The sequence below is a fragment of the Rhodothermales bacterium genome, assembly GCA_034439735.1.
Lineage (GTDB): Bacteria > Bacteroidota > Rhodothermia > Rhodothermales > JAHQVL01 > JAWKNW01.
Genome location: JAWXAX010000279.1, coordinates 1 through 19,619 on the forward strand (window position 1 = coordinate 1; position 19,619 = coordinate 19,619).

At 61.4% G+C, this 19,619-nt stretch carries 15 protein-coding genes and 1 tRNA gene; 12 read left to right on the forward strand and 4 right to left on the reverse strand.

Features of this window, described 5'->3' with window-relative positions:
- From SH809_19470 to SH809_19500, 7 genes are all read left to right on the forward strand, one after another.
- Positions 1 to 574 (forward strand): NeuD/PglB/VioB family sugar acetyltransferase (locus SH809_19470; GenBank protein ID MDZ4701900.1); only part of this gene is annotated, 574 nt, incomplete at its 5' end.
- Between the two features lie 4 nt (positions 575 to 578).
- Complete coding sequence (locus tag SH809_19475) at positions 579 to 1,778, forward strand: glycosyltransferase family 4 protein (GenBank protein MDZ4701901.1); 1,200 nt, start codon at positions 579 to 581, stop codon at positions 1,776 to 1,778.
- Between the two features lie 160 nt (positions 1,779 to 1,938).
- Positions 1,939 to 3,030, forward strand: a complete 1,092-nt coding sequence (locus SH809_19480) for a polysaccharide biosynthesis protein (protein ID MDZ4701902.1) — start codon at positions 1,939 to 1,941, stop codon at positions 3,028 to 3,030.
- A 144-nt stretch (positions 3,031 to 3,174) separates the two neighbouring features.
- Complete coding sequence (locus tag SH809_19485; protein MDZ4701903.1) at positions 3,175 to 4,548, forward strand: sodium-dependent transporter; 1,374 nt, start codon at positions 3,175 to 3,177, stop codon at positions 4,546 to 4,548.
- 344 nt (positions 4,549 to 4,892) lie between these two features.
- Positions 4,893 to 6,140, forward strand: a complete 1,248-nt coding sequence (locus tag SH809_19490) for a hemolysin family protein (protein MDZ4701904.1) — start codon at positions 4,893 to 4,895, stop codon at positions 6,138 to 6,140.
- Positions 6,137 to 7,636, forward strand: a complete 1,500-nt coding sequence (gene purF / locus SH809_19495) for an amidophosphoribosyltransferase (protein MDZ4701905.1) — start codon at positions 6,137 to 6,139, stop codon at positions 7,634 to 7,636. The genes SH809_19490 and purF overlap by 4 nt, the downstream gene beginning before the upstream one ends.
- A gap of 362 nt (positions 7,637 to 7,998) precedes the next feature.
- Complete coding sequence (locus SH809_19500; GenBank protein MDZ4701906.1) at positions 7,999 to 8,391, forward strand: co-chaperone GroES family protein; 393 nt, start codon at positions 7,999 to 8,001, stop codon at positions 8,389 to 8,391.
- Positions 8,392 to 8,414: 23 nt separating this feature from the next.
- Here the strand turns inward: SH809_19500 and ricT are convergent, their stop codons facing one another.
- A complete protein-coding gene (ricT, locus tag SH809_19505; protein MDZ4701907.1) occupies positions 8,415 to 9,356 on the reverse strand; it encodes a regulatory iron-sulfur-containing complex subunit RicT in 942 nt (313 codons plus the stop codon).
- Positions 9,357 to 9,528: 172 nt separating this feature from the next.
- Positions 9,529 to 10,701: a DNA polymerase III subunit delta' gene (gene holB / locus SH809_19510; protein ID MDZ4701908.1), complete on the reverse strand. Its 1,173-nt coding sequence runs from the start codon at positions 10,699 to 10,701 to the stop codon at positions 9,529 to 9,531.
- 168 nt (positions 10,702 to 10,869) lie between these two features.
- Between holB and SH809_19515 the strand changes: the two genes are divergently transcribed.
- A tRNA-Met gene (locus tag SH809_19515) sits at positions 10,870 to 10,943 on the forward strand.
- A gap of 79 nt (positions 10,944 to 11,022) precedes the next feature.
- Here the strand turns inward: SH809_19515 and SH809_19520 are convergent.
- Complete coding sequence (locus SH809_19520) at positions 11,023 to 13,146, reverse strand: elongation factor G (protein ID MDZ4701909.1); 2,124 nt, start codon at positions 13,144 to 13,146, stop codon at positions 11,023 to 11,025.
- 298 nt (positions 13,147 to 13,444) lie between these two features.
- Here SH809_19520 and tsaB point away from each other — a divergent pair, with 298 nt between their 5' ends.
- Together tsaB and accD are read left to right on the forward strand one after the other, a co-directional pair.
- Positions 13,445 to 14,188 carry a tRNA (adenosine(37)-N6)-threonylcarbamoyltransferase complex dimerization subunit type 1 TsaB gene (tsaB, locus tag SH809_19525; GenBank protein MDZ4701910.1) on the forward strand — a complete coding sequence of 248 codons (744 nt, stop codon included), beginning with the start codon at positions 13,445 to 13,447 and terminating at the stop codon, positions 14,186 to 14,188.
- Between the two features lie 98 nt (positions 14,189 to 14,286).
- Positions 14,287 to 15,147 carry an acetyl-CoA carboxylase, carboxyltransferase subunit beta gene (accD, locus tag SH809_19530; protein ID MDZ4701911.1) on the forward strand — a complete coding sequence of 287 codons (861 nt, stop codon included), beginning with the start codon at positions 14,287 to 14,289 and terminating at the stop codon, positions 15,145 to 15,147.
- Between the two features lie 656 nt (positions 15,148 to 15,803).
- On the opposite strand, the gene SH809_19535 is transcribed toward accD, so the two are convergent.
- Positions 15,804 to 16,037 (reverse strand): hypothetical protein, encoded by a 234-nt coding sequence (locus SH809_19535; protein ID MDZ4701912.1) that lies wholly within the window; start codon positions 16,035 to 16,037, stop codon positions 15,804 to 15,806.
- 178 nt (positions 16,038 to 16,215) lie between these two features.
- On the opposite strand from SH809_19535, the gene SH809_19540 reads away from it, so the two are divergent.
- Both SH809_19540 and SH809_19545 read left to right on the forward strand, forming a co-directional pair.
- Positions 16,216 to 16,560 carry a response regulator gene (locus SH809_19540; GenBank protein ID MDZ4701913.1) on the forward strand — a complete coding sequence of 115 codons (345 nt, stop codon included), beginning with the start codon at positions 16,216 to 16,218 and terminating at the stop codon, positions 16,558 to 16,560.
- 206 nt (positions 16,561 to 16,766) lie between these two features.
- Positions 16,767 to 19,619 (forward strand): right-handed parallel beta-helix repeat-containing protein (locus SH809_19545; protein ID MDZ4701914.1); only part of this gene is annotated, 2,853 nt, incomplete at its 3' end.

A 19,619-nucleotide genomic window follows, 5' to 3' on the forward strand; every position in this document is an offset into this window, starting at 1 on the left:
CGCCGGCGGCGCGTTCGACATCCTCGGCTTTGTCGACGACGATCCTGCGCTTCAGCGACGCACCGTGCTCGATCTGCCCGTCCTGGGCGCCATCGATTGGCTTGTCCACCACCCCGAAACGGTGTATGTGGTCGCCATTGGCGCGTCACGGTTGCGACGGCGAATCGTTGACTTGCACCGCCTGCCCGTCGATCGAGCCGCTACCCTGGTCCACCCCTCCGTCGAACTCCATCCCAGCGTGCACCTATCCCCAGGCTGCCTCATATTCCGGGGCGCTGTGGTGATGCTGAACGTGGCGCTGGGCGATCATGTGATCGTGGACGTAAACAGCACCGTCGGGCACGATACCACACTCGGGGCGTTTTCCACGATGCATCCCGGCTGCCATGTATCCGGCAATGTGGTGGTGGAGGAAGCCGTCGAATTGGGCGCCGGGGCCGTGGTGCTGCCGGGGAGACGCATCGGGCGTGAGGTGATCGTCGGCGCCGGCGCCGTAGTCCACCGCGACCTGCCAGCCGGGTGTACGGCGGTAGGCGTCCCGGCACGGCCTCTTCCCGGGACCCGGGAGGGATAATGTCATGCGCATCCTCTTTTTCTATCAGTATTACCACAATCTGGATTGCGCGGCGACGGGCCGGCACTATCAGTTCATCCGTCGCCTCGCGCGGGAGCATGAGGTGCATGTCGTCACGTCCGACCACTGGGAGCACCGCAGGCAGTCGCACCTGTTCGAGTGGGCGCCGGAGGGGGTGACGCTCCACCGCATCCATGCGCCGTATGCCAATGCCATGGGCATACACGCCCGGCTCGGGGCCTATGCGACGTACGCCGCCGGCGCCCTCGCCGCCGGCTTGCGCGCGCCCCGCCCGGATGTCGTCGTGGGCACTTCCACGCCGTTGTCCACCGCCTGGGTAGCGGCCCGCGTGGCGCGGTTGCGGCGGGCGCCCTGGGTATTCGAGGTGCGCGATCTGTGGCCGGCGTTTCCCATCGAGATGGGGGCGATCCGCAACACGTGGCTCCAACGCAGGCTGTTTGCGCTCGAAAAACGGCTGTACGACTCCGCCTCACACATCGTCCCATTGTCGACCGACATGCAGGCCGCCATCGAAGCCGGCGGCACGCCGGCGTCGAAGCTGACCACCCTGGTAAACGGGACCGACCTCGACCTCGCCGCCGGCGTGACGACCGAGACCATCGCGGCGCTCCGCGCCAGGCTGGGGATCGGCGACCGGCGGGTGGTATTGTATGCCGGCACCTTCGGCCGCGCCAATGCGATTCCGGCGCTGATCGGCGCGGCGGAGCGGCTTCGACATCGGGACGACCTGTGTTTTGTCTTCCTCGGCGACGGCTTCTATCGCCCGGCGCTCGAAGACGCCGCCGGCCGGCTGCCGAACGTGCGGGTGCTCCCACCCGAGCCGCGCCACGCCATCTTTGGCTGGTTCGGGCTCGCCTGCCTGTCGCTGGTGACCTTTATCGACCGGCCCGTGCTCGCCGCCAACTCGCCGGCGAAATTTTTCGACAGCCTCGGCATGGGCACCCCGGTCCTGGTGACCAATCCGGGGTGGACGAAGCGATTCGTTGAAGCGCATGGATGCGGCTGGTACGCCGGTCCTGCAGAACCCGACACCCTCGCAGCGGGTATTCAGGCCGCGCTGGACGACCCCGCCGCGCTTGCGGCGGCCGGCCAACGGGGTCGAACGGCCGCGGCTGCGTTTGACCGCCGGCGCCTCGCCGACACCTTCGCCGACATCGTCGCGTCAGCCGGCGGCCCGAGATAGGTACATGATTTGCACCCCGGGCACCTGCGGGTAGCGCCACCCAACGTGTGCCGACGGCGCCGTGACATGGCGGCTATTGGATGAACGGCGGATTACGTAGCTTACCATTGACTCCAGCTTCCCCATTCGCGCCCCCGGGGCGTCTGTAAGAATGCCGACAGTGAACAGTCTTTCCGATCTCTACCTGCCTTCTCCGGTTCGGATTGAAGACCTGCTTCAGCGCCCGCCCGCGATCTGCGACGCCGAGCGGCTCCGGCACTACCTGGGCGATCGGCGTGTGCTGGTCACGGGCGCCGGAGGCTCCATCGGGCGCGAACTCACCCTCCAATTGCTGCGCATGGCCCCGAGCCATCTGACGCTCGTGGACTTCAGTGAGTTTAACCTCTTCCAGCTGGAACAGACTGTCGGAAAAACCGCCGGCGCAACCGAGATCTCGTACCATCTCCTCGATATCCGCCAGACGTCCGCCATGGCGCACCTGTTCGAGACGACGCGTCCGGATGTCGTCTTTCACACGGCGGCCTATAAACACGTCCCGATGATGGAGGCCCACCCGATCGAGGCCTTCCAGAACAATACGCGCGCCTCGGTCGACCTCCTGCGTCTCAGCGAGGCGTGCGGCGTCGGACAGTTTATTTTTATCTCGACGGACAAAGCCGTCCAGCCCACGAGTGTGATGGGGGCTACGAAGCGGTGGACCGAGCGGTATATGCGTGCCGCCAGCGGCTCGGTGACGACCAAAACCGTCCGCTTCGGGAATGTCTTCGGCAGCCTGGGAAGCGTCGTCCCTGTGTTCGTACAGCAAATCTTGCGCGGCGGCCCGGTGACCATCACCCATGCCGAAATGGAACGCTTCTTCATGAGCGTACATGACGCCTGCACGCTGATTCTGGAGACCCTGCTCCTGCAGGACGCCCCGGTCTACACCCTGCGGATGGATCCGCCGGTGCGTATCGAATGGCTGGCGGAGCAGATGATCGCATGGCTGGCGCCGGCGCACCAAGACACGATCCGGATGGCCTACATCGGCATCCGGCCCGGCGAAAAAATCAAGGAGATGTTGTGGGAGGATTTTGAACAGCCCGTGCCCACCGCACACCGCGATATCCTCGGTCTCTGCAGCCTCGCCACCCATAGCCGCAACGAGTTGGATACGCAACTGGCCACCCTCGAGGCGATCTGCGCGCGACGCCGGCCCGAGGCGCTCCGCGCCGCCCTGTTCGAAGAAGAACTGGCGGCGCTCGCTACCTGAGCCTACCCTCCACCCCGATTCTGCTTGATTTTATCTACGGCTGGCCGGTAATATCCGGTTGCATTCCGAACAGGTCTGCCGCGCCGGCATCCCCATCCCTCGCCGGCGCCCGTTTGTACCCATCTTTAACGACAGGTAGCACCTATGGCGATATCTTCAGAGGATCGCGGGCAGTGGAGTTCCAGGGCAGGATTCATCATGGCGGCAGCCGGCTCGGCGATCGGGCTCGGAAATATCTGGCGATTCCCTTATACGGCCGGCGAAGGCGGTGGCGGGGCTTTTGTATTACTTTACCTGTTTTTTGTCGTGCTCATCGGCATACCCGTCATGCTAGCCGAGTTATCCGTCGGCCGTGCCACACAGCGGAACCCCGTGGGGGCCTTCAAGGCGCTGGTGCCTCGCTCGATGTGGCCTGTAGTGGGCGGCCTGGGCGTCGCGACGGGGTTCGGCATCCTCGCTTTTTATTCGGTGGTAGCGGGCTGGACGCTGGGTTATCTGTTCAAGGCGTTTACGGGCGGGCTTGTAACCGCCATCGATGGCGCCACGAGCGGGGTCATCTTCACCGAGCTCGTCGCTTCTCCTGGTCCGGCGTTGCTCTACACCGGGCTATTTTTGTTGCTGACCATCCTGATCGTGCGCGGCGGCGTCTCGGGAGGGATCGAGCGGGCCTCGAAGGTCCTGATGCCCCTGCTTCTCATTGTGCTCATCTTGCTGGCGATCCGGTCCATCACGCTGCCGAATGGGATGGACGGTCTGGCCTATTTGTTCAAACCCGACTTTTCGAAGATCACGCTCCGCGTCGCGATGAGCGCGTTGGGGCAAGCCCTGTTCAGTCTGAGCCTGGGCATGGGCGCCATGATCACCTACGGCTCCTATTTCCCGGAGAAGACCAATCTGTGGCAGAGTGGGGTAATCGTGGCATTTTTTGACACCTTGATCGCGATCCTCGCCGGCCTGATCATCTTTCCCGCTCTCTTTTATCAGAACCTGGACCCTCAGGGCGGCCCCGGCCTCGTCTTCATCACACTGCCGACCATTTTTAACGCCATGCCGGCCGGCACCCTGTTTGGCATCGCGTTTTATTTTCTGCTGGCCATTGCCGCATTGACCTCCACGATCAGCCTGCTCGAAGTGGTCGTTTCCTATTTCGTCGATGAGCGCGGCTGGGGCCGAGAGAAAGCCTCCTGGACGCTTGGTATCGTCTGTTTCCTGCTGGCCGTCCCTTCCGCCCTCTCCCAGGGTGCCGTATCCTGGCTCGGGAGTGGGGGCCTCTTTGGATGGGATTTCCTCACCGTCAACAATAATATTTGGGGCAACTACTCCCTGAGTGTCGGCGCCATCCTCATCTGCCTCTTCGTTGGCTGGAAATGGGGCGTTCCGAACGCCCTGCAATCACTCGAACGGGGCGGCTATACGCTTCCAGGTTCCCCGTTCTGGGCCATCCTGATTCGGTACCTCTGCCCGCTGGCGATCCTCGCCGTACTCATCTTTATCGTCGTCACCGGACAGTATTTTTAATGGTTCAAGGTTAAAGGAGTAAGGAGTAAGGTTCAAGGTAAGGCAGGGATTGCCTTAAACCCTGCCATTGCCTGCCCTTGAACCTTGAACTTTGCTTCTTCAACTTACTAGGAACACTGTCCGTCACGTCATCGTTTCTCAAAGCCACCTCAGCCTTATGCGGGGTGGGCTGCACGCGTATTTTTCACCTTCCTGGGAATCGCATCCCCTAGGCATTGGACCCTGACGCTGAGTCTTCGCCTCTTTCCATAGCTGGCCTCTTTTCCCCCGCTGTTTTCCCGTCCGCTCTGGAGTGGGACGTTGTACTGGCGAACGTCAGTCTCGTCGCGGCCCTCTGGGTTGTCATGTCGCTGGTCATCGGTTGTGTGCGCGTCCTGAGCGCGCTCAGTGGGTCCGCACGAGACACGCTGCGTGAGATCGACGACGCCGGTAGCCGGCGTGTGCTCGGGTTGCTGGATCAGCGGGCATCGGTGCTTTTTACGCTGCAGGCGATCGGCGCGGTGACCGAGATCGCGCTTGTGCTGGCTACCGCATCGTTGTTGTCGTATCTGGGCCATCTGCTGTATGCCCCGCTCGTACTGAGCCTCTCCATCCAGATTCCGATCATCGCCGGCCTGGTTGCCGTCGGGGCTTACCTCTTCCCCAAATGGCTGGCCTCGCGCCACGCCATCGCCTTCGCGCAGGGGGCCTCGCCGTTTATCGCGGGCCTGTATTACCTGGTGCGCCCGATCACGTTGCCGCTCACACGCTGGCTTGAGCGAATCGTCGGATACGGGCACATCGACCGCCCTCATCTCTCCGACGATGATTTTAAATCCATGGCGGATCTCGGCGAGGCGCAGGGCACGATCGAAGAGGAAGAGCGCGAATTGATCCACTCCATCCTCGATTTTGGCGATACCACGGTTCGCGAAATCATGGTCAGCCGCATGGACATGAACGTCATGCCCATTTCCGCGACGCTGGATGAAGCCTATCAACTGCTGATCGAGGGCGGGCACAGCCGGCTGCCGCTATACGACGAGCACCTGGACAACATCGTAGGGATCATCTATGTAAAAGACCTTCTACCGTTTCTGAAGCCGGGACCCTGGCAGGAGACCCCGGACTGGCGAGTCGTCGCACGCAAAACCCTGTTTGTGCCCTACGGCAAGCCACTCGTCGAGATGCTCAACGACTTCCAGTCGCAAAATATACATATGGCCATCGTGGTCGATGAATACGGAGGGACGGCCGGCCTGGTCACCATGGAAGACGTGCTCGAAGAAATCGTCGGCGATATCCGGGACGAAACGGACAACGACGAGGAAGCGCTGCACCGCCAGGTGGACGCGCACACCCACTCCGTAGATGCACGCATTCATATCGACGATCTTATGGACCTCTTGCAGGTTGAACTCGACGTCGATAGGTACGATTTTGAAACGCTTGGCGGGTTGATCTTCCACCTAACGGGCGATATCCCTAGCGTCGGCGACGAAATCGCCTACGACGGCCTCACCTTGCGCATCGAATCGGTTGAAAATCACCGGATCGGGCGCGTGTTGGTTCACGTTCAACCGCCTGCCGAGGACAAATCCATCGTCGTATGAAACAGATCAAAGAGAGCTGCGGCATTTTTGGCGTCTTCAACTCCACGGAAGCCGCCCAGCTTACCTATTATGGGCTGCATGCGCTCCAGCATCGGGGCCAGGAGGCGTCCGGAATTGTTACCTCTACGTACGACGAAAACAAGAAGCGCTGGATGATGCCGATCCATAAGGATCACGGCCTTGTTCTGGACGTGTTCAACGACCCGTCGTTGTTCGACTCGAAGTTGCTCGGCATGTCCGCCATCGGGCACAACCGGTATTCGACCAGCGGATCGTCGAACAACCGCGCCAACATCCAGCCCTTCAAAGTGCACTACCGGGATGGTAATCTTGCGCTGGCTCATAACGGCAATATCTCGAACGCGCGCGAGCTACGTAACGCGTTTAGCGAACGAGGCACGATCTTCCAGACCACGAGCGACAGCGAGCTCATCCTGCATCTGATCGCCCAGAGCCGGCGAAAGAAGCAGATCGACCAGATCATCGACGCCCTCACCCAGCTCGAAGGCGCGTTTTCGCTGCTGATGCTCACCGATTCGAGCCTGATCGCCGTCCGCGACCCGAACGGCTTCAGGCCGCTCGTACTCGGGGTCCTCCGCAAGCCGGCCGAGCAGGGCGGCGACGCCTACTGCGTCGGCAGCGAAACGTGCGCGTTCGATCTGCTCGGCGCTGAATACGTCCGCGATATCCTGCCCGGCGAAATCCTCGTGATTGACCGGAAAGGATGCGAAGGCGGCCACTTCAGCAGCTACCAACTCCCGCAAAAACACGGCGTCAGTCAGTGCATCTTCGAGTACATCTATTTCGCCCGGCCGGACTCGAAGGTGTTCGGTGAAATGGTGGATAAGGTGCGCCGCAAAATGGGCAAACAGCTCGCGCACGAAACCCCTGTTCCCTTGCTCGCCGCGGGCGAGAAGCCGCCGATCGTCATCTCCGTACCCGACTCGTCCAACACGGCCACGCTCGGGTATGTGTCCGAGTGCCAGAAACTCGGCTATTCGTGTAAATACGAAATCGGCCTCATCCGGAATCATTACATCGGGCGGACGTTTATCTCTCCCGGACAGGACCGGCGCGACACCCGCGTCCGCCTCAAGTTCAACACGGTCGAGGGCGTCCTTCGGGACCGGGTGGTCGTGCTCTTCGACGACTCGATCGTCCGCGGAACGACCTCCAAATTCCTGGTCAAGATGATCCGCGAGGCCGGCGCCAAAGAAGTCCACTTTCGCGTCTCCTCTCCGCCGGTGATCAGCCCCTGTTTTTATGGGATGGACTTCCCGAGTCAGGAGGAGCTGTTTGCCAATCAGTTCGACACCCTGGAAGGGATGATCAGCTGGCTGGGCGTCGATAGCCTCGCCTACCTCTCGGTCGACGGGATGATGACGGCCGTTCATCAGGCCCACACCAAATCGCTCGGGTATTGCAACGCCTGTTTCACCGCGCAGTACCCCACACCCGTTGAGATGAATATCTCGAAAGAGGAAAATGACTGGTAGGTGGATCGGCGACTGGCGCACGCCCTTTGCGCCGCTGGCGCATGGCGCTCAGGTAGGAAACCGGCAGCTCTGTTCGCAAAGAATTAATACCTACTGTCTTGCTTGTTTGACCCTCCCCGTATTGATTACGGTCACTACCTTACCAACCCTGTCCATTCGGTATACCACCCGCTGCCGTATCGATCACTACCATGCGAAGCCCTGTTGATCGCTTGATCCGAGTCATGATGTTTGGTGTGGGTGTCGTTGGCTTACTGCTCTATGTAGTCTTTCACCTTTAACGGCATCCTTTTCGGACTGAGCATCGAAACGCACGACCGGATCGGTTGTGCGTTTTCGTTTGTGGCGCTACCTCCTCAATCATGCAAGAAATCATTATCGTAGGGGATCGGGTCCTCATAGAACTCGAGCCGGGCGAGAAGCAGACGCAATCGGGACTTTACCTGCCGGCTACGGTGACGGATCAGGAGCGGGTGAGTGTTGGACGTGTCGTGAGGACCGGGCCGGGCTATGTGATCCCCAATCCCGAGTACTCCGAGAGTGAGGTCTGGGCTCCTTCCCGCGACGCGGCGCGCTACCTTCCCCTGCAAGCCCGCCCCGGAGACCTTGCCTTTTTCTTGCGAAAAGAGTTGATCGAACTCACGCTCAACGGCAAAAATTATAGTATCGTGCCCCATGCAGCGATACTCGCCCTCATTCGAGATACCCCGGAAGACCTGCTGAGCGGCATCACGAGCCTGGACGACGACCTCTAGGGCCACCGCCGATTGACCACCCCTCAGGGCCGGCGCGGCAGCCGGGCCTGCACGACGCGACGCGCCCCGGGTTCAACCGGGCGAATTAGCTGGTCGCCCAGAAAGGCGAGCGCTTCATCGAGTGTCAGGTCCTCGATCACGCCCTCCGGATGTTCTACCCAGACGCGGTCGTGAAAGATATCGAGTTTCTGGACCACTCCGTTGCCGACCGAGGTGAGGATGGGCGTCTCGACCGGGGGAAACGACTGGAGGGCGCTCATATATTGCTCCAGTTCGTAGTTGAGGCAGCATTTGAGCCGGCCACACTGACCGCTCAGACGCACCGGGTTGAGCGGCAGGTTCTGGACGCGCGCTGCCTGGGTGGACACCGGCTTAAAATCCTGCAGCCAGGTCGAGCAGCACAATTCGCGGCCGCACGACCCAATTCCGCCGATACGCGCCGCCTCGTCGCGAGCGCCGATCTGACGCAGTTCCACCCGAGTCCGGAAACGCCGGGCAAGCTCGCGGACGAGGTCCCGAAAGTCGACCCGGTGATCCGCGGTAAAATAGAACGTGATTTTCTTCTGGTCGAATTGCCACTCGGCGTCGACGAGTTTCATCGGCAGATTCATGCTGTCGATCGTACGCCGGCTGACGAGAAACGCCTCGGCTTCTTCCTCCCGGATGGTCTCCCAGCGTTCGATATCCTTCAGCGTGGCCACCCGCATGACGCTTGGGAACGCCTGGTCTTCGTCGAGTCCCTTCGACTTCATCCGGAGGCGAACCATTTCGCCCACCAGATGGACGGAGCCGAAATCAAGCCCTCGATCCGCCTCCACGATCACAAAATCGCCGGTCTGCAGCTCGATCGTCTCCTGGTTACGGTACACGCCTTTTCGGCCGCCTTTAAACGCGACCTCCACCAGTCGATAGACGACCGGGGCCGCAACGATGCCGAGGTCGGTCAGCCAGTCGTAGGCATGCATGGACGGGCAGGCCGCCGTGCCGCCGCGGCTCGAACCGCAGCCGCCGTTCCCCCCGCAGCCCGCGCCACATCCCCCTCCTCCAGTACTGCATGAACTACAGGCCATGGCGTTGAATCGTGATGGTTTCAGGTGAATCGCCCAAACGCAATATCGCCTGTTTGTAAGGGAATAGCTAACTGACCGTTTCTTCGGGCATGGCCAGCGGGGCATACAGCGCCGGCCGGGGGCGTCCGTGCATGGCATGGTGCATGCCCAGGGCCAGTACAGTTATCGTTAGCGGCACGTGAGTGTTCCTGGCGATGAGTCCCAGCGTCTCCTCCACATAGCCAATCATCATATCCAGATCCGCGTTCGGCACGCCGTCGCAGAACTTCTGGATGGTCTCCGCCTGGTCGCTGTTTACCAGAACGGCCGCCGTGCGCTGATGGCGAAAAAGCAGCAGATCGCGTATCCAACTCATGAGCAGGATCAGCCATCCCTTGAGCCGTTCACGCCCGAGCGCGCTGAGGCTGGTCACCTGATCCGACAGTTTATCGATGTTGCCGGTATAGGCGAGACGCATGAACTCGACCACCAGCGCGCGGTTGGCGAGCAGTTCTTCGTTGTCCGCGAGTTCGAGAGCCGACGAATACGAGCCGTTGGCCATACGCGCGAGGATCCGCGCCGCGGCTTCAGTGAGGCCGGCGCGGGACTGCAGGGCCTGTTCGATGGCCTCGGCGGACAGCGGATCAAAACGCAACCGCTGGCAGCGCGAGAGGATCGTGGGCAGGAGCTTATCGGTCCGGGAAGTGAGCAGGATAAACACCGTGCGGGGCGTGGGTTCTTCGAGCAGCTTCAAAAAGGCGTTGGCCGCTTCGACACGCATGTACTCGACATCCGTAAGGATAGCCACCTTGTGCCGGCCTTCGACCGGTTTGAAGCTCATCACCCGGCGCAGTTCCTGGTGGACACGTGCGACAGTGTAGATCGCCTGTTTGTTAGAGACTTTCGCCGCATCGCCCAGCGAGGGCCGGCGTACAAAATCGATCACGGCATACGGATTGGCCGCCAGGAGTCGAAGTCGCTCGCCGACCTCCGATTCGTCTACGTCCCCCGGGTAGGGAAAAAGCACCTGCACGTCCGGATGGATCAGGCGGGACACCTTCAGACAGGCGGGGCATTCGCCGCAGGCCTCGGGTTGTTCGTGTATACACTGGAGCGCCTTCGCCATCTCGATCGCCGCCGCGCGTTTACCCGAGCCTTCGGGGCCATAAAATAGATACGCGTGTGCGATTCGCTGCTGCTCCAGACCGCGTCGGAGGGTATCGACCGCTCGTTCCTGACCAATGACGCTATTCCAGGCCATGCCGATGGGGAGTTCCGTTTTGAGGTGCTGTGGGAGGGGCCGGAAATTACGAAAAAAGTATAGGAATCCCGGGCCGGCGAAACAAAATGCCGGATCCGGGCGATTATAGGACGCTGCTGACCGGAGAGCGTAATCGTTCGCTGGACGTAGTGATTAAAAACAAGGTATGGCGCGGTAGCTCAGCTGGTTAGAGCGTCGGATTCATAACCCGGAGGTCGAGAGTTCAAGTCTCTCTCGCGCCACATGTCATAAAAAAGGACGCGATGCTCTCGCGTCCTTTTTTTGTGGCATGTTGTGTCGATCCGCGCCCGAGCTCGTGCGTCACGCTTCCACTTCCACCTCGGCTTCTTTTGTGATTTTGTCCTGGATCGATCGGGGCATGGTCTCGTACTGCAGGAACGTCGCCTTATGGAGCCCGCGGCCCTGCGTCATGGAGCGGAGGATGGTGGCGTAGCGGTACAGCTCCGCTTCCGGAATCTGGGCCACGATCTTCTGGAGGGCGCCTTCGCCCTGGATGCCCTGGATGCGGCCGCGGCGGACGTTGAGGTCGCCCATGACGTCGCCGGTATACGCCGCCGGCACCGTCACTTCCAGCGTATCGATGGGCTCGAGGATGACCGGGTTTGCCTGGCGGAAGGCCTCGCGAAAGCCCATGCGACCGGCCGTCTTGAAGGCCGCGTCGTTCGAGTCCACCGCGTGCATGCTGCCGTCGAAAGCGACCACGCGCACATCACCTACCGGGTAGCCGGCGATCGGGCCACGTTGCATGGCTTCGAGGATGCCTTTCTGGATCGAGCCGGCGAACCGCCGCATGTCGATCACGCCGCCGACGATGGCGTCGACGAAGTGGAGCTTCGCCCCCCAGGCGGTATCGAGCACGGTTTCGCCGCGCACCGAGATATCCGCCGGCGGGTGGTAGTCGCCCTGGTAGGGCTCCACGATGAGGGAGATATCGGCGAACTGGCCGGCGCCGCCGGTTTGTTTTTTGTGCCGATACGAAGCTCGGGCGCTATTCTGTACCGTCTCGCGGTAGGAGATTTTGGGTTTGAAATACTCGACATCGACACCGAAGCGGTTTTTGAGCCGGAACTGCGCGATGGCGAGGTGCATTTCGCCCTGTCCGCCGAGCAACATCTGGCTGAGGTGAGGGTCCAGCGTGACAACGAGCGACGGATCCTCGTTGCTCAATGCGTGCAATCCCTGCGCCAGGCGGTCCTCTTCCCCATGTTTGGCCGACCGGACGGCGGTGACATACCGCGGCTCGGGAAACTGGATGCCCCGGATGGAGACATCGCTTCCTTTGGCCCGCAGTGTGTTGTTCGAGTGGGTATTTTTGAGCTTGACGAGCGCCCCGATGTCTCCCGCGAACATTTTTGTCACCTGTTCGCGCTCGTGCCCGTTGAGGGAAAACAACTGCCCGAGGCGTTCCGTGGCGCCGGTCTGAGCGTTTTCGAGGTCCATGCCCTGTTCAAGCACGCCGGAGTAGACGCGAAAGAACGAGTATTCGCCGACGTGTGGTTCGGCCATGGTGCGGTAGACGAACGCGATGGGAGGGCCGGCGCTGTCCGTGCGCACCGGTGTCCCTGTGTCCGTGGGTGCCGGGGGCATCTCGATGGGCGAGGGGCAGACGTTGGCGATAAAGGTCATGAGCCGACTGACCCCGATGTTTTCCGCCGCACTCGTAATAAATATGGGGAAGAGTTGCCGCTTGAGCATTTCGATATGGATGCCCTGCCGCATCTGATCCTCCGTGAGGGATCCTTGCTCGAAATAGAGTTCCATGAGCGACTCATCGTTCTCCGCGATGCTTTCGATGAGCTCGTTGTGGAGCCGATCGGCCTCCTCTTGAAAAGCAGGTTCGATCTCGTTGTACGTTGCCGTGCCCTTATCCGGTTCGAAGGTGATCTGCTTCATCAGCAGCACGTCGATGATGCTGCGCGATGACGGGCCGGCGGGCAACTGCACGACCGCCGCGCCCCGACCGAAACGTTCCTTGATCTGCTCGACCCGATCGCGAAAGTTGGACTCCGCGCGATCCAGCTGATTTAACACGAACATGGTGGGGATGCCGTTCGTTGCCGCTTCGTTCCAGGCTGTCTCGATGCCTACCTGGATGCCTTCCGCGGCGTTGACGACCAGGATGGCCGTGTCGGCCACTTTGAGCGCCATGATCATCTCCCCCACAAAGTCCGGATAACCCGGCACGTCCAGGGCATTCAGCTTAACCCCGTTGTGTTCGACATGGAGCAGCGACGAAAAGACGGACATCTGACGCTCCTTCTCGCTGGGGTGATAATCACTCACCGTAGTGCCTTCGGCGATGGATCCCATGCGAGGAATGCGGCCGCTGTTGAACAACATGGCCTCGCCGAGCATGGTTTTGCCGCTTCCCTGATGCCCGAGTAGGGCGATATTGCGGATATGTTCTACGTCGTAAACCTTCATAGCCAACCTCCAATAAGTGCTGGACGCCTGGCAGCGGGCATGGGGTGGTTCGACCCATGGGCCCGCGAATTAGGAAGCGCTTTTTGCGCTTTGTGAGCGTCCTTTCGTTCGCTTGTTGTCCGACGGACAGGCTCTAAGTATACACCACTCGCGGGAAGAATCAAGGCGGTCTCGCACGCATACGCCGGATGTTTTTCCGCGGGGGCTGGCAGGCCGCCCGGGCAACCGAACCAGCGGCGGCGGGTTGAAGCCGGCCGAATCCTGTTCCACCCATCCGCGCCACTAACCCGGTCCCCACGTGTCTGCCGAAACGGCTCCGGTTCTGCTTGCCATCGAAACCGCCACCGACCGTTGTGGGGTGGCGCTGATGCGCGGGGATCGCCTGCTCGTGGCGCATACGATCGGTATGCCGCGTTCACATGCCGAGTGGTTGACAACCATGCTAGACGACGCCTTACGCTACGCCCATCTGGCGCCTGGCGCGCTCGACGCCGTCGCGGTGTCGATGGGCCCCGGATCGTACACCGGGCTGCGGATCGGCGTAAGCGCGGCGAAGGGGTTGTGTTTCGCGACCGGCGCTGCCCTGCTGGGCGTCCCCACGCTGGAGGCCGTTGCACTGGGGGTGTTGCCATTTGCCCGCCCTGGCGATACCATTGCCGTAGCGCTGAATTCACGGCGAGAGGAAGTCTATCTTGCCCTGTTCGAGGCCTCGCTATCGGGACTGACGCCCCGTCTGGGTCCGTCCGCGCTCAGCCTTGAGGACGCGGTGACGGCCATATCAGAGGCCCCCTCGCCCGTGGTGTGGGTTGTCGGCGAGGGAGCCGGCATGCTCCAGCGGCATGGGACGGCCCGGGATGCCGCCATGCGATTTCTTCCCGAGGTGGGCCCCTCCCCCGCCGGCGTGGCGATGGCCGGCCTGGAACGCTTCCGGCAGGGGGCGACCGAATCGCTGGCGGACTTCGAGCCCTATTACCTCAAGGATTTTATTCCCCGTGAAAAATCGGGGACGGCCTTCGACCGCCTGCCTCCCGGGCGCGATTGATCGGGAATGTGTGTACCTTGGCGCGGACTCTTACGTGCGCCGGCGGGCGCGCCCACCGAAGGGCCCGACACGAGAAACCATCAACCATACGGCTACTCATGAGCTGGTTCAAACGAAAGGACGCCGGCATCCTCACCAAGCGGAGCGAACAAAACGAGGTGCCTGAAGGCCAGTGGGCGAAGGACCCCATCACCGGCGAGATCATCAACGCACGCGTGTTGCAGGAGAATGCCCTGGTGTTCCCTAATTCGGGGCATCATATGAACATGAGCGCCACCGGCTATTTCGAGTTGCTCTTCGATGACGGCGCGTACGAACATTTCGACACCGAGCTGTCCTCGCTCGACGCGCTCGATTTTGTGGACCGAAAGTCCTACGCCGGCCGTATCGCCTCCGCGCAGAACAAAACCGGGCTGAATGACGCCGCCAGCGGCGCGCTGGGCATCGTGGGCGGGCACCGGATGTCGATCGCGGCGATGGACTTCTCGTTTATCGGCGGATCGATGGGATCGGTCGTGGGCGAAGTCATCAGCCGGGCGATCCAGCGGGCGTACCGAGAGCGCATCCCGCTACTCGTCATCTCACAGAGTGGCGGCGCACGCATGATGGAGGGCGCACTGAGCCTCATGCAGATGGCGAAGACCAGCGCGCATCTCGCTCAGTTGCACGAAACGGGCATGCCGTTTATCTCCCTGCTCACCAATCCGACCACGGGTGGCGTCACGGCCTCGTTTGCGATGCTGGGCGATTTTAACCTCGCGGAGCCGGGGGCCCTGATCGGCTTCGCCGGCCCACGTGTGATCCGCGAGACCATCGGGCAGGACCTGCCGAAGGGTTTCCAGCGTGCCGAGTTCCTGAAAGAACACGGTTTTATCGACTTCATCGTCGACCGCCGGCAGTTGCGCCCGCGCCTCATCCAGTTGCTGAACCTGATCCTGGAAACCAAAAACGCCGCCTGAGCGGGCGACAGGGTGGGACGGATGATGCCGGCTCGTATGCCACCCCGGTTACGCTGCGCTAACCCGGGCTACACGCTCTGCCGTCCGGCACTCCCCCGGCACCCGATTCGTACGCATACAATAAGGCCCGTCCCTGGTGTAGCCATGAATTACACCGGGAACGGGCCTTATCACCCTCACCCATGATGCGTCTCCGGCTTGGTCACGTCCCACAACGACGACACGAATCACTTCGGGCCGCACATCATGGGAGGTGCTTACGTCAGCACGGAAACAATTGTCACCAAAAGAAGCACGATGATACCCAACAACAGCCCCACTGCCGCGCGTTCCCACGGGTCATTGGGATTGTATTTCATGTCGGATGGTACCTTGTTGTTTCGCACTAGGTTGATGATTGCACGTAAGCAGTATACATCTTATATCGGTCGGCTGACATCACACATCAATGGTCAAGTTGTCACGAGAATCCGACTGTTTTGAGACGAATGAGGACAATTAGATCACGCGGGGTCTTCACGGGAAATGAGGCGTTTCCGGCACCGCACCGCACGCGGCAGAAAAGGCCGGCGCAGGAATCGCGCGAGGAATAAGGTGCCGTGGAATCCGGCGCACGGACGTGACGAGGCGTTAACGCTACGGGCGCGAGGACGTGATCAGTCGCGGCCACGAAAGGGACAAGGCATGCCGATGTTGCCGGTGTCGTACAACGTGGCGGCGAATCGCTGGCCGTCCGAGTGACGCTGAAGCGTGAGAATGTGTGTACCCCAGCGCTGAACGCCGGGCAGCGACAGGTCCGCCACGCCAAGATCGGTGATGCCGATTACGCGGTAGCGTTCGCCCTCGACCTCGAGCAGCGTGCCTTCTTCGAAAGGAAGTGCGTTGATCATATCGGATAGCGCAGATGGTGTATTCTCCCATCCAACGCTACGCATAATCTGCGGCCGCAACATCACACAAACGTAGTAATCCTGTCACAGGATCGTATCGACGGTTTGTCCGCGGCTCCTCAGGCAGGCCGATAACCCGAAAGCATAAAGGGCTGAGCGGTGATGTCTATACTTTCGGATGTATCTACCGCGCCCCGTTATCGTCATCCATAACCACCGGCCGGCATACGCCGGCTTTGACGGCCTCGTGTTGATGGATTGCCAGATGCCCGTGCTCGATGGCCTCGAAGCCACCCTCCAAATCCGCGATGTTGAACATCCGTACGCCGTCGATTCCATCCCTATCCTCGCCCTCACGGCGAACGCCCTTCAGGGCGAACGAGAACGACGTCTCGCCGCCGGTATGAACGATTACATCGTCAAGCCTGTCCCCCCTTCTCAGATCGAATCCGCCCTTCAACGCTGGCTTCCCCACCTCGTCGTCGCCCCCGCCACCGTCGATTCTAACGCACCGGCTAAATAATAGCCGGTGAACTTGCGCATTTCGCCACTAAGTTGCTTATTTTAGGCACATCTATTCTCTGGCTCCTTTCCGCCTGATGTCGTCGGCATTCCGACCGTCGGGCGTTGCACACCTCCCCCCCCCCGATACGCGCATCGACTCGGCCCATCTTTTCGGCCGGTTGGTGTAATTGTCTATCCCATTCCCGCGGTAATCCGTTTTTCCACATGGTCGACACGTTTCGCCGGCGCCGTACGTCTACACGTCGCGCCCTCCTCTTCCTAATGCTGACCGTTTCTTTTCCCACCGTCAGCCTGGCCCAGCAGTGTTATATCGAACAGGCCTATCAGTGCGGTCCAGGCACGTTGTGTGGGCAGGATGGGACCTGCAAGCCGATCGCAACCGTCATCCCCGGCACAATCTACTGGGTGGACCAGGCGACCGGTAAAGACACCGACCCGGGGACGCAGTTGCGCCCCTGGAAGACGATCACGCGGGCGGCGCAGGGCAACGAATTGAGCCCGGGCGACGGCGGGCTGGTACGTGCCGGCACGTATTACGAAACTATCACCCCGAAACGAGGCGGAACGGCCGGCAACCCGATCACCTACGCGGCCTACCCCGGGGAGGAAGTAATCGTCTCCGGCGCCGAGCCGCTGACGGGCACCTGGACCAAGAGCGGAAACATCTGGTCGATGAAGTGGCCGTACGCCGAGTGGCTCGAAGGCGATCTCAACAGGTTCACCTACAACCGTGGCGGGGTCATCAAATACGACGCTTCCCGGCATCGGGAACTGGTGATCGCCAACGGCGAGGTGTTATTGCCTTTCTTCAACAACCTGACCACCTGGCAGCCGGCGTTTACCCCCACCACCCTGCCCCTGGGCACGTTCTTCATCAAAGGAACAGGATCGCTGGCAACCGGCACAGTGGGTAAACCGGAAACCATCTATATCCGACTACCCGGCGACGCCAATCCGAATCAGGCGAAGCTGGAAACCAGCCGGAAAGGCCACCTCTTCAATGCCTCCGGCAATTCCGAGTGTTCGGCTAAAGTGCCCGGTACAACCCTGCCTCCCCATAGTCATCTGCGTCTGACTGGTTTCACGTTCCGGCACCTCTCGAACGTGCTCAAACAGGGCGCCGTATGCACTGGCAGCGAGGCGACCTGGATCGATAACATCGTCGTCGAATGGACCAACGGCACAGGCATCCTGCTGTTCGGGTCGAACCATCTCATCCGTGGCGTCCGGGCCTACTACAACGGCATCGACGGCTTCAAGGGAGGCGTCAACGAGACCCTGGGTTGTAATAACTGCACGGTGGCCCATAGCGTCTCGAAATACAACAACTGGAAAGGGTACGACCCCTTCCATGAATCGGGGGGTGGGAAGTGGACCTACACGACGAACAGCCTGTTTACGCAGCTCGATTTCTCGGAGAACGAGGGGCCCGGACTCTGGCTGGACACCGATAATAACAACAACATTATCGAGCGCAGCCGTTTCCACGCCAACCGGGGGGCCAATCTGTTCATCGAGGTCAATAGCGACAACAACCTCGTGCGTAACAATGTGAGCACGATGGCGCGGACGGCGCACCCCGTTGTGGGCGAGATATGGTACGACAAGTGGAACGGCATCGTGGGCAATCGCTTTATCGGCCACGGGATGGTCGTGGACGTGAGCGCCGGCACCCGAATCGTCCATAACACGTTCTTGGGCAACCTCGCGAGCGGGCTTCGGATCGGATCCGACGAGCGAGGCGACGCCACCGACACCGGGTTTTACAACAACCTGTTTCTGGATAACGTTCAGGGCAACGCCAGCGCCGAAATAGCCTACGAAAAATACATCGAGCTGGCCCCAGCGCTTACCAACAAAGGCAACGGGAACGCGTATTGGCCGCACACTTCCGCGGCGTATTTCACGTTCCACTTCGAGCCCAAAGGCGGTTCCGGGCTGGCCGGCTTCGAGACCAACAGCCTGCCCGCCTGGCGGACATGGTCGAAGACCGACGCCACGTCGACCATGGTGACCACGAGCCAGCCGCATGTTCTGAACCTGGACGACCCTGCCGCCGGCTGGATGCTGGCCGTGAATTCTCAGTTTGCCGGCAAGGCCGTGGCGCTACCGGCCGGCGTGCCGGCCGTCACGACGGACTTCTTTGGAAACGCCCGGCCGGCAACCGCCAGCGCGCCGGGCGCCCATCAGGGCGCGAGCCCGTCGATCGATATCGCTCTGACGAAGGGCTTCAACCTCGTCGGCCTCCCGCTCGAAGTCACCAATGCCAACGTCACGTCCGTCTTCCCGACGGGCACCGCCGGCACGTTCATGAGCTTCAACGGCAGCATCCTGTCTGCCCCGAACCCGGCCGTGTTAAAACCGGGCGAAGGCTACTGGCTCCATTTCGCCGCGGCCACGACGCAACGGGTAGCCGGCCTGCCAGTCGCCTCGCGGACGTGGACGCTGCGCGCCGGCTGGAATATCGTTTCGGGGCCGACCTGCGCGGTCTCGCTGGACGCCGTCGACGACCTCTCCAGCGCCATCGACCACCGGCTCTTTTTTGGATTCGAGGGCAGATATGTGGTGCCGGACGGCAATCTCCTGGTGCCAGGCAAAGGCTACTGGGTATTCGCAACGAAGGCGGCCACGGCTACCCTGACGTGCGGGAGCGCGGCCAAAAGCGCGCCGGCTGTCGCGGCATCCGCCGGGGGTGAGGACGTGCTGGCGTCGAAAGACCATCCAGAAGAACTCACCCGGCGACTGGCCGCGTTGCCCCCGGTGCCATCCGCGCTCGATGCCCATCAGGAGGGCCTCGCTACCGCGGATGAGCCCCTGCCAACCGCGTTCGCCCTCGAACAGAATTACCCGAATCCGTTCGGGGAGCGGACCGAGATCCGGTTCGCCCTGCCCGATGCCGAGCAGGTGACGCTCCGAGTCATCGACCTGCTGGGCCGCGAAGTGCTCCGTGTCGTCGACGCCAACCGGCCGGCCGGTTGGCACGTGGTCGACCTCTCGGCCGAATCGCTCTCCAGCGGAATGTACATCTACGAACTCACCGCCGGCGCTCACCGCGCC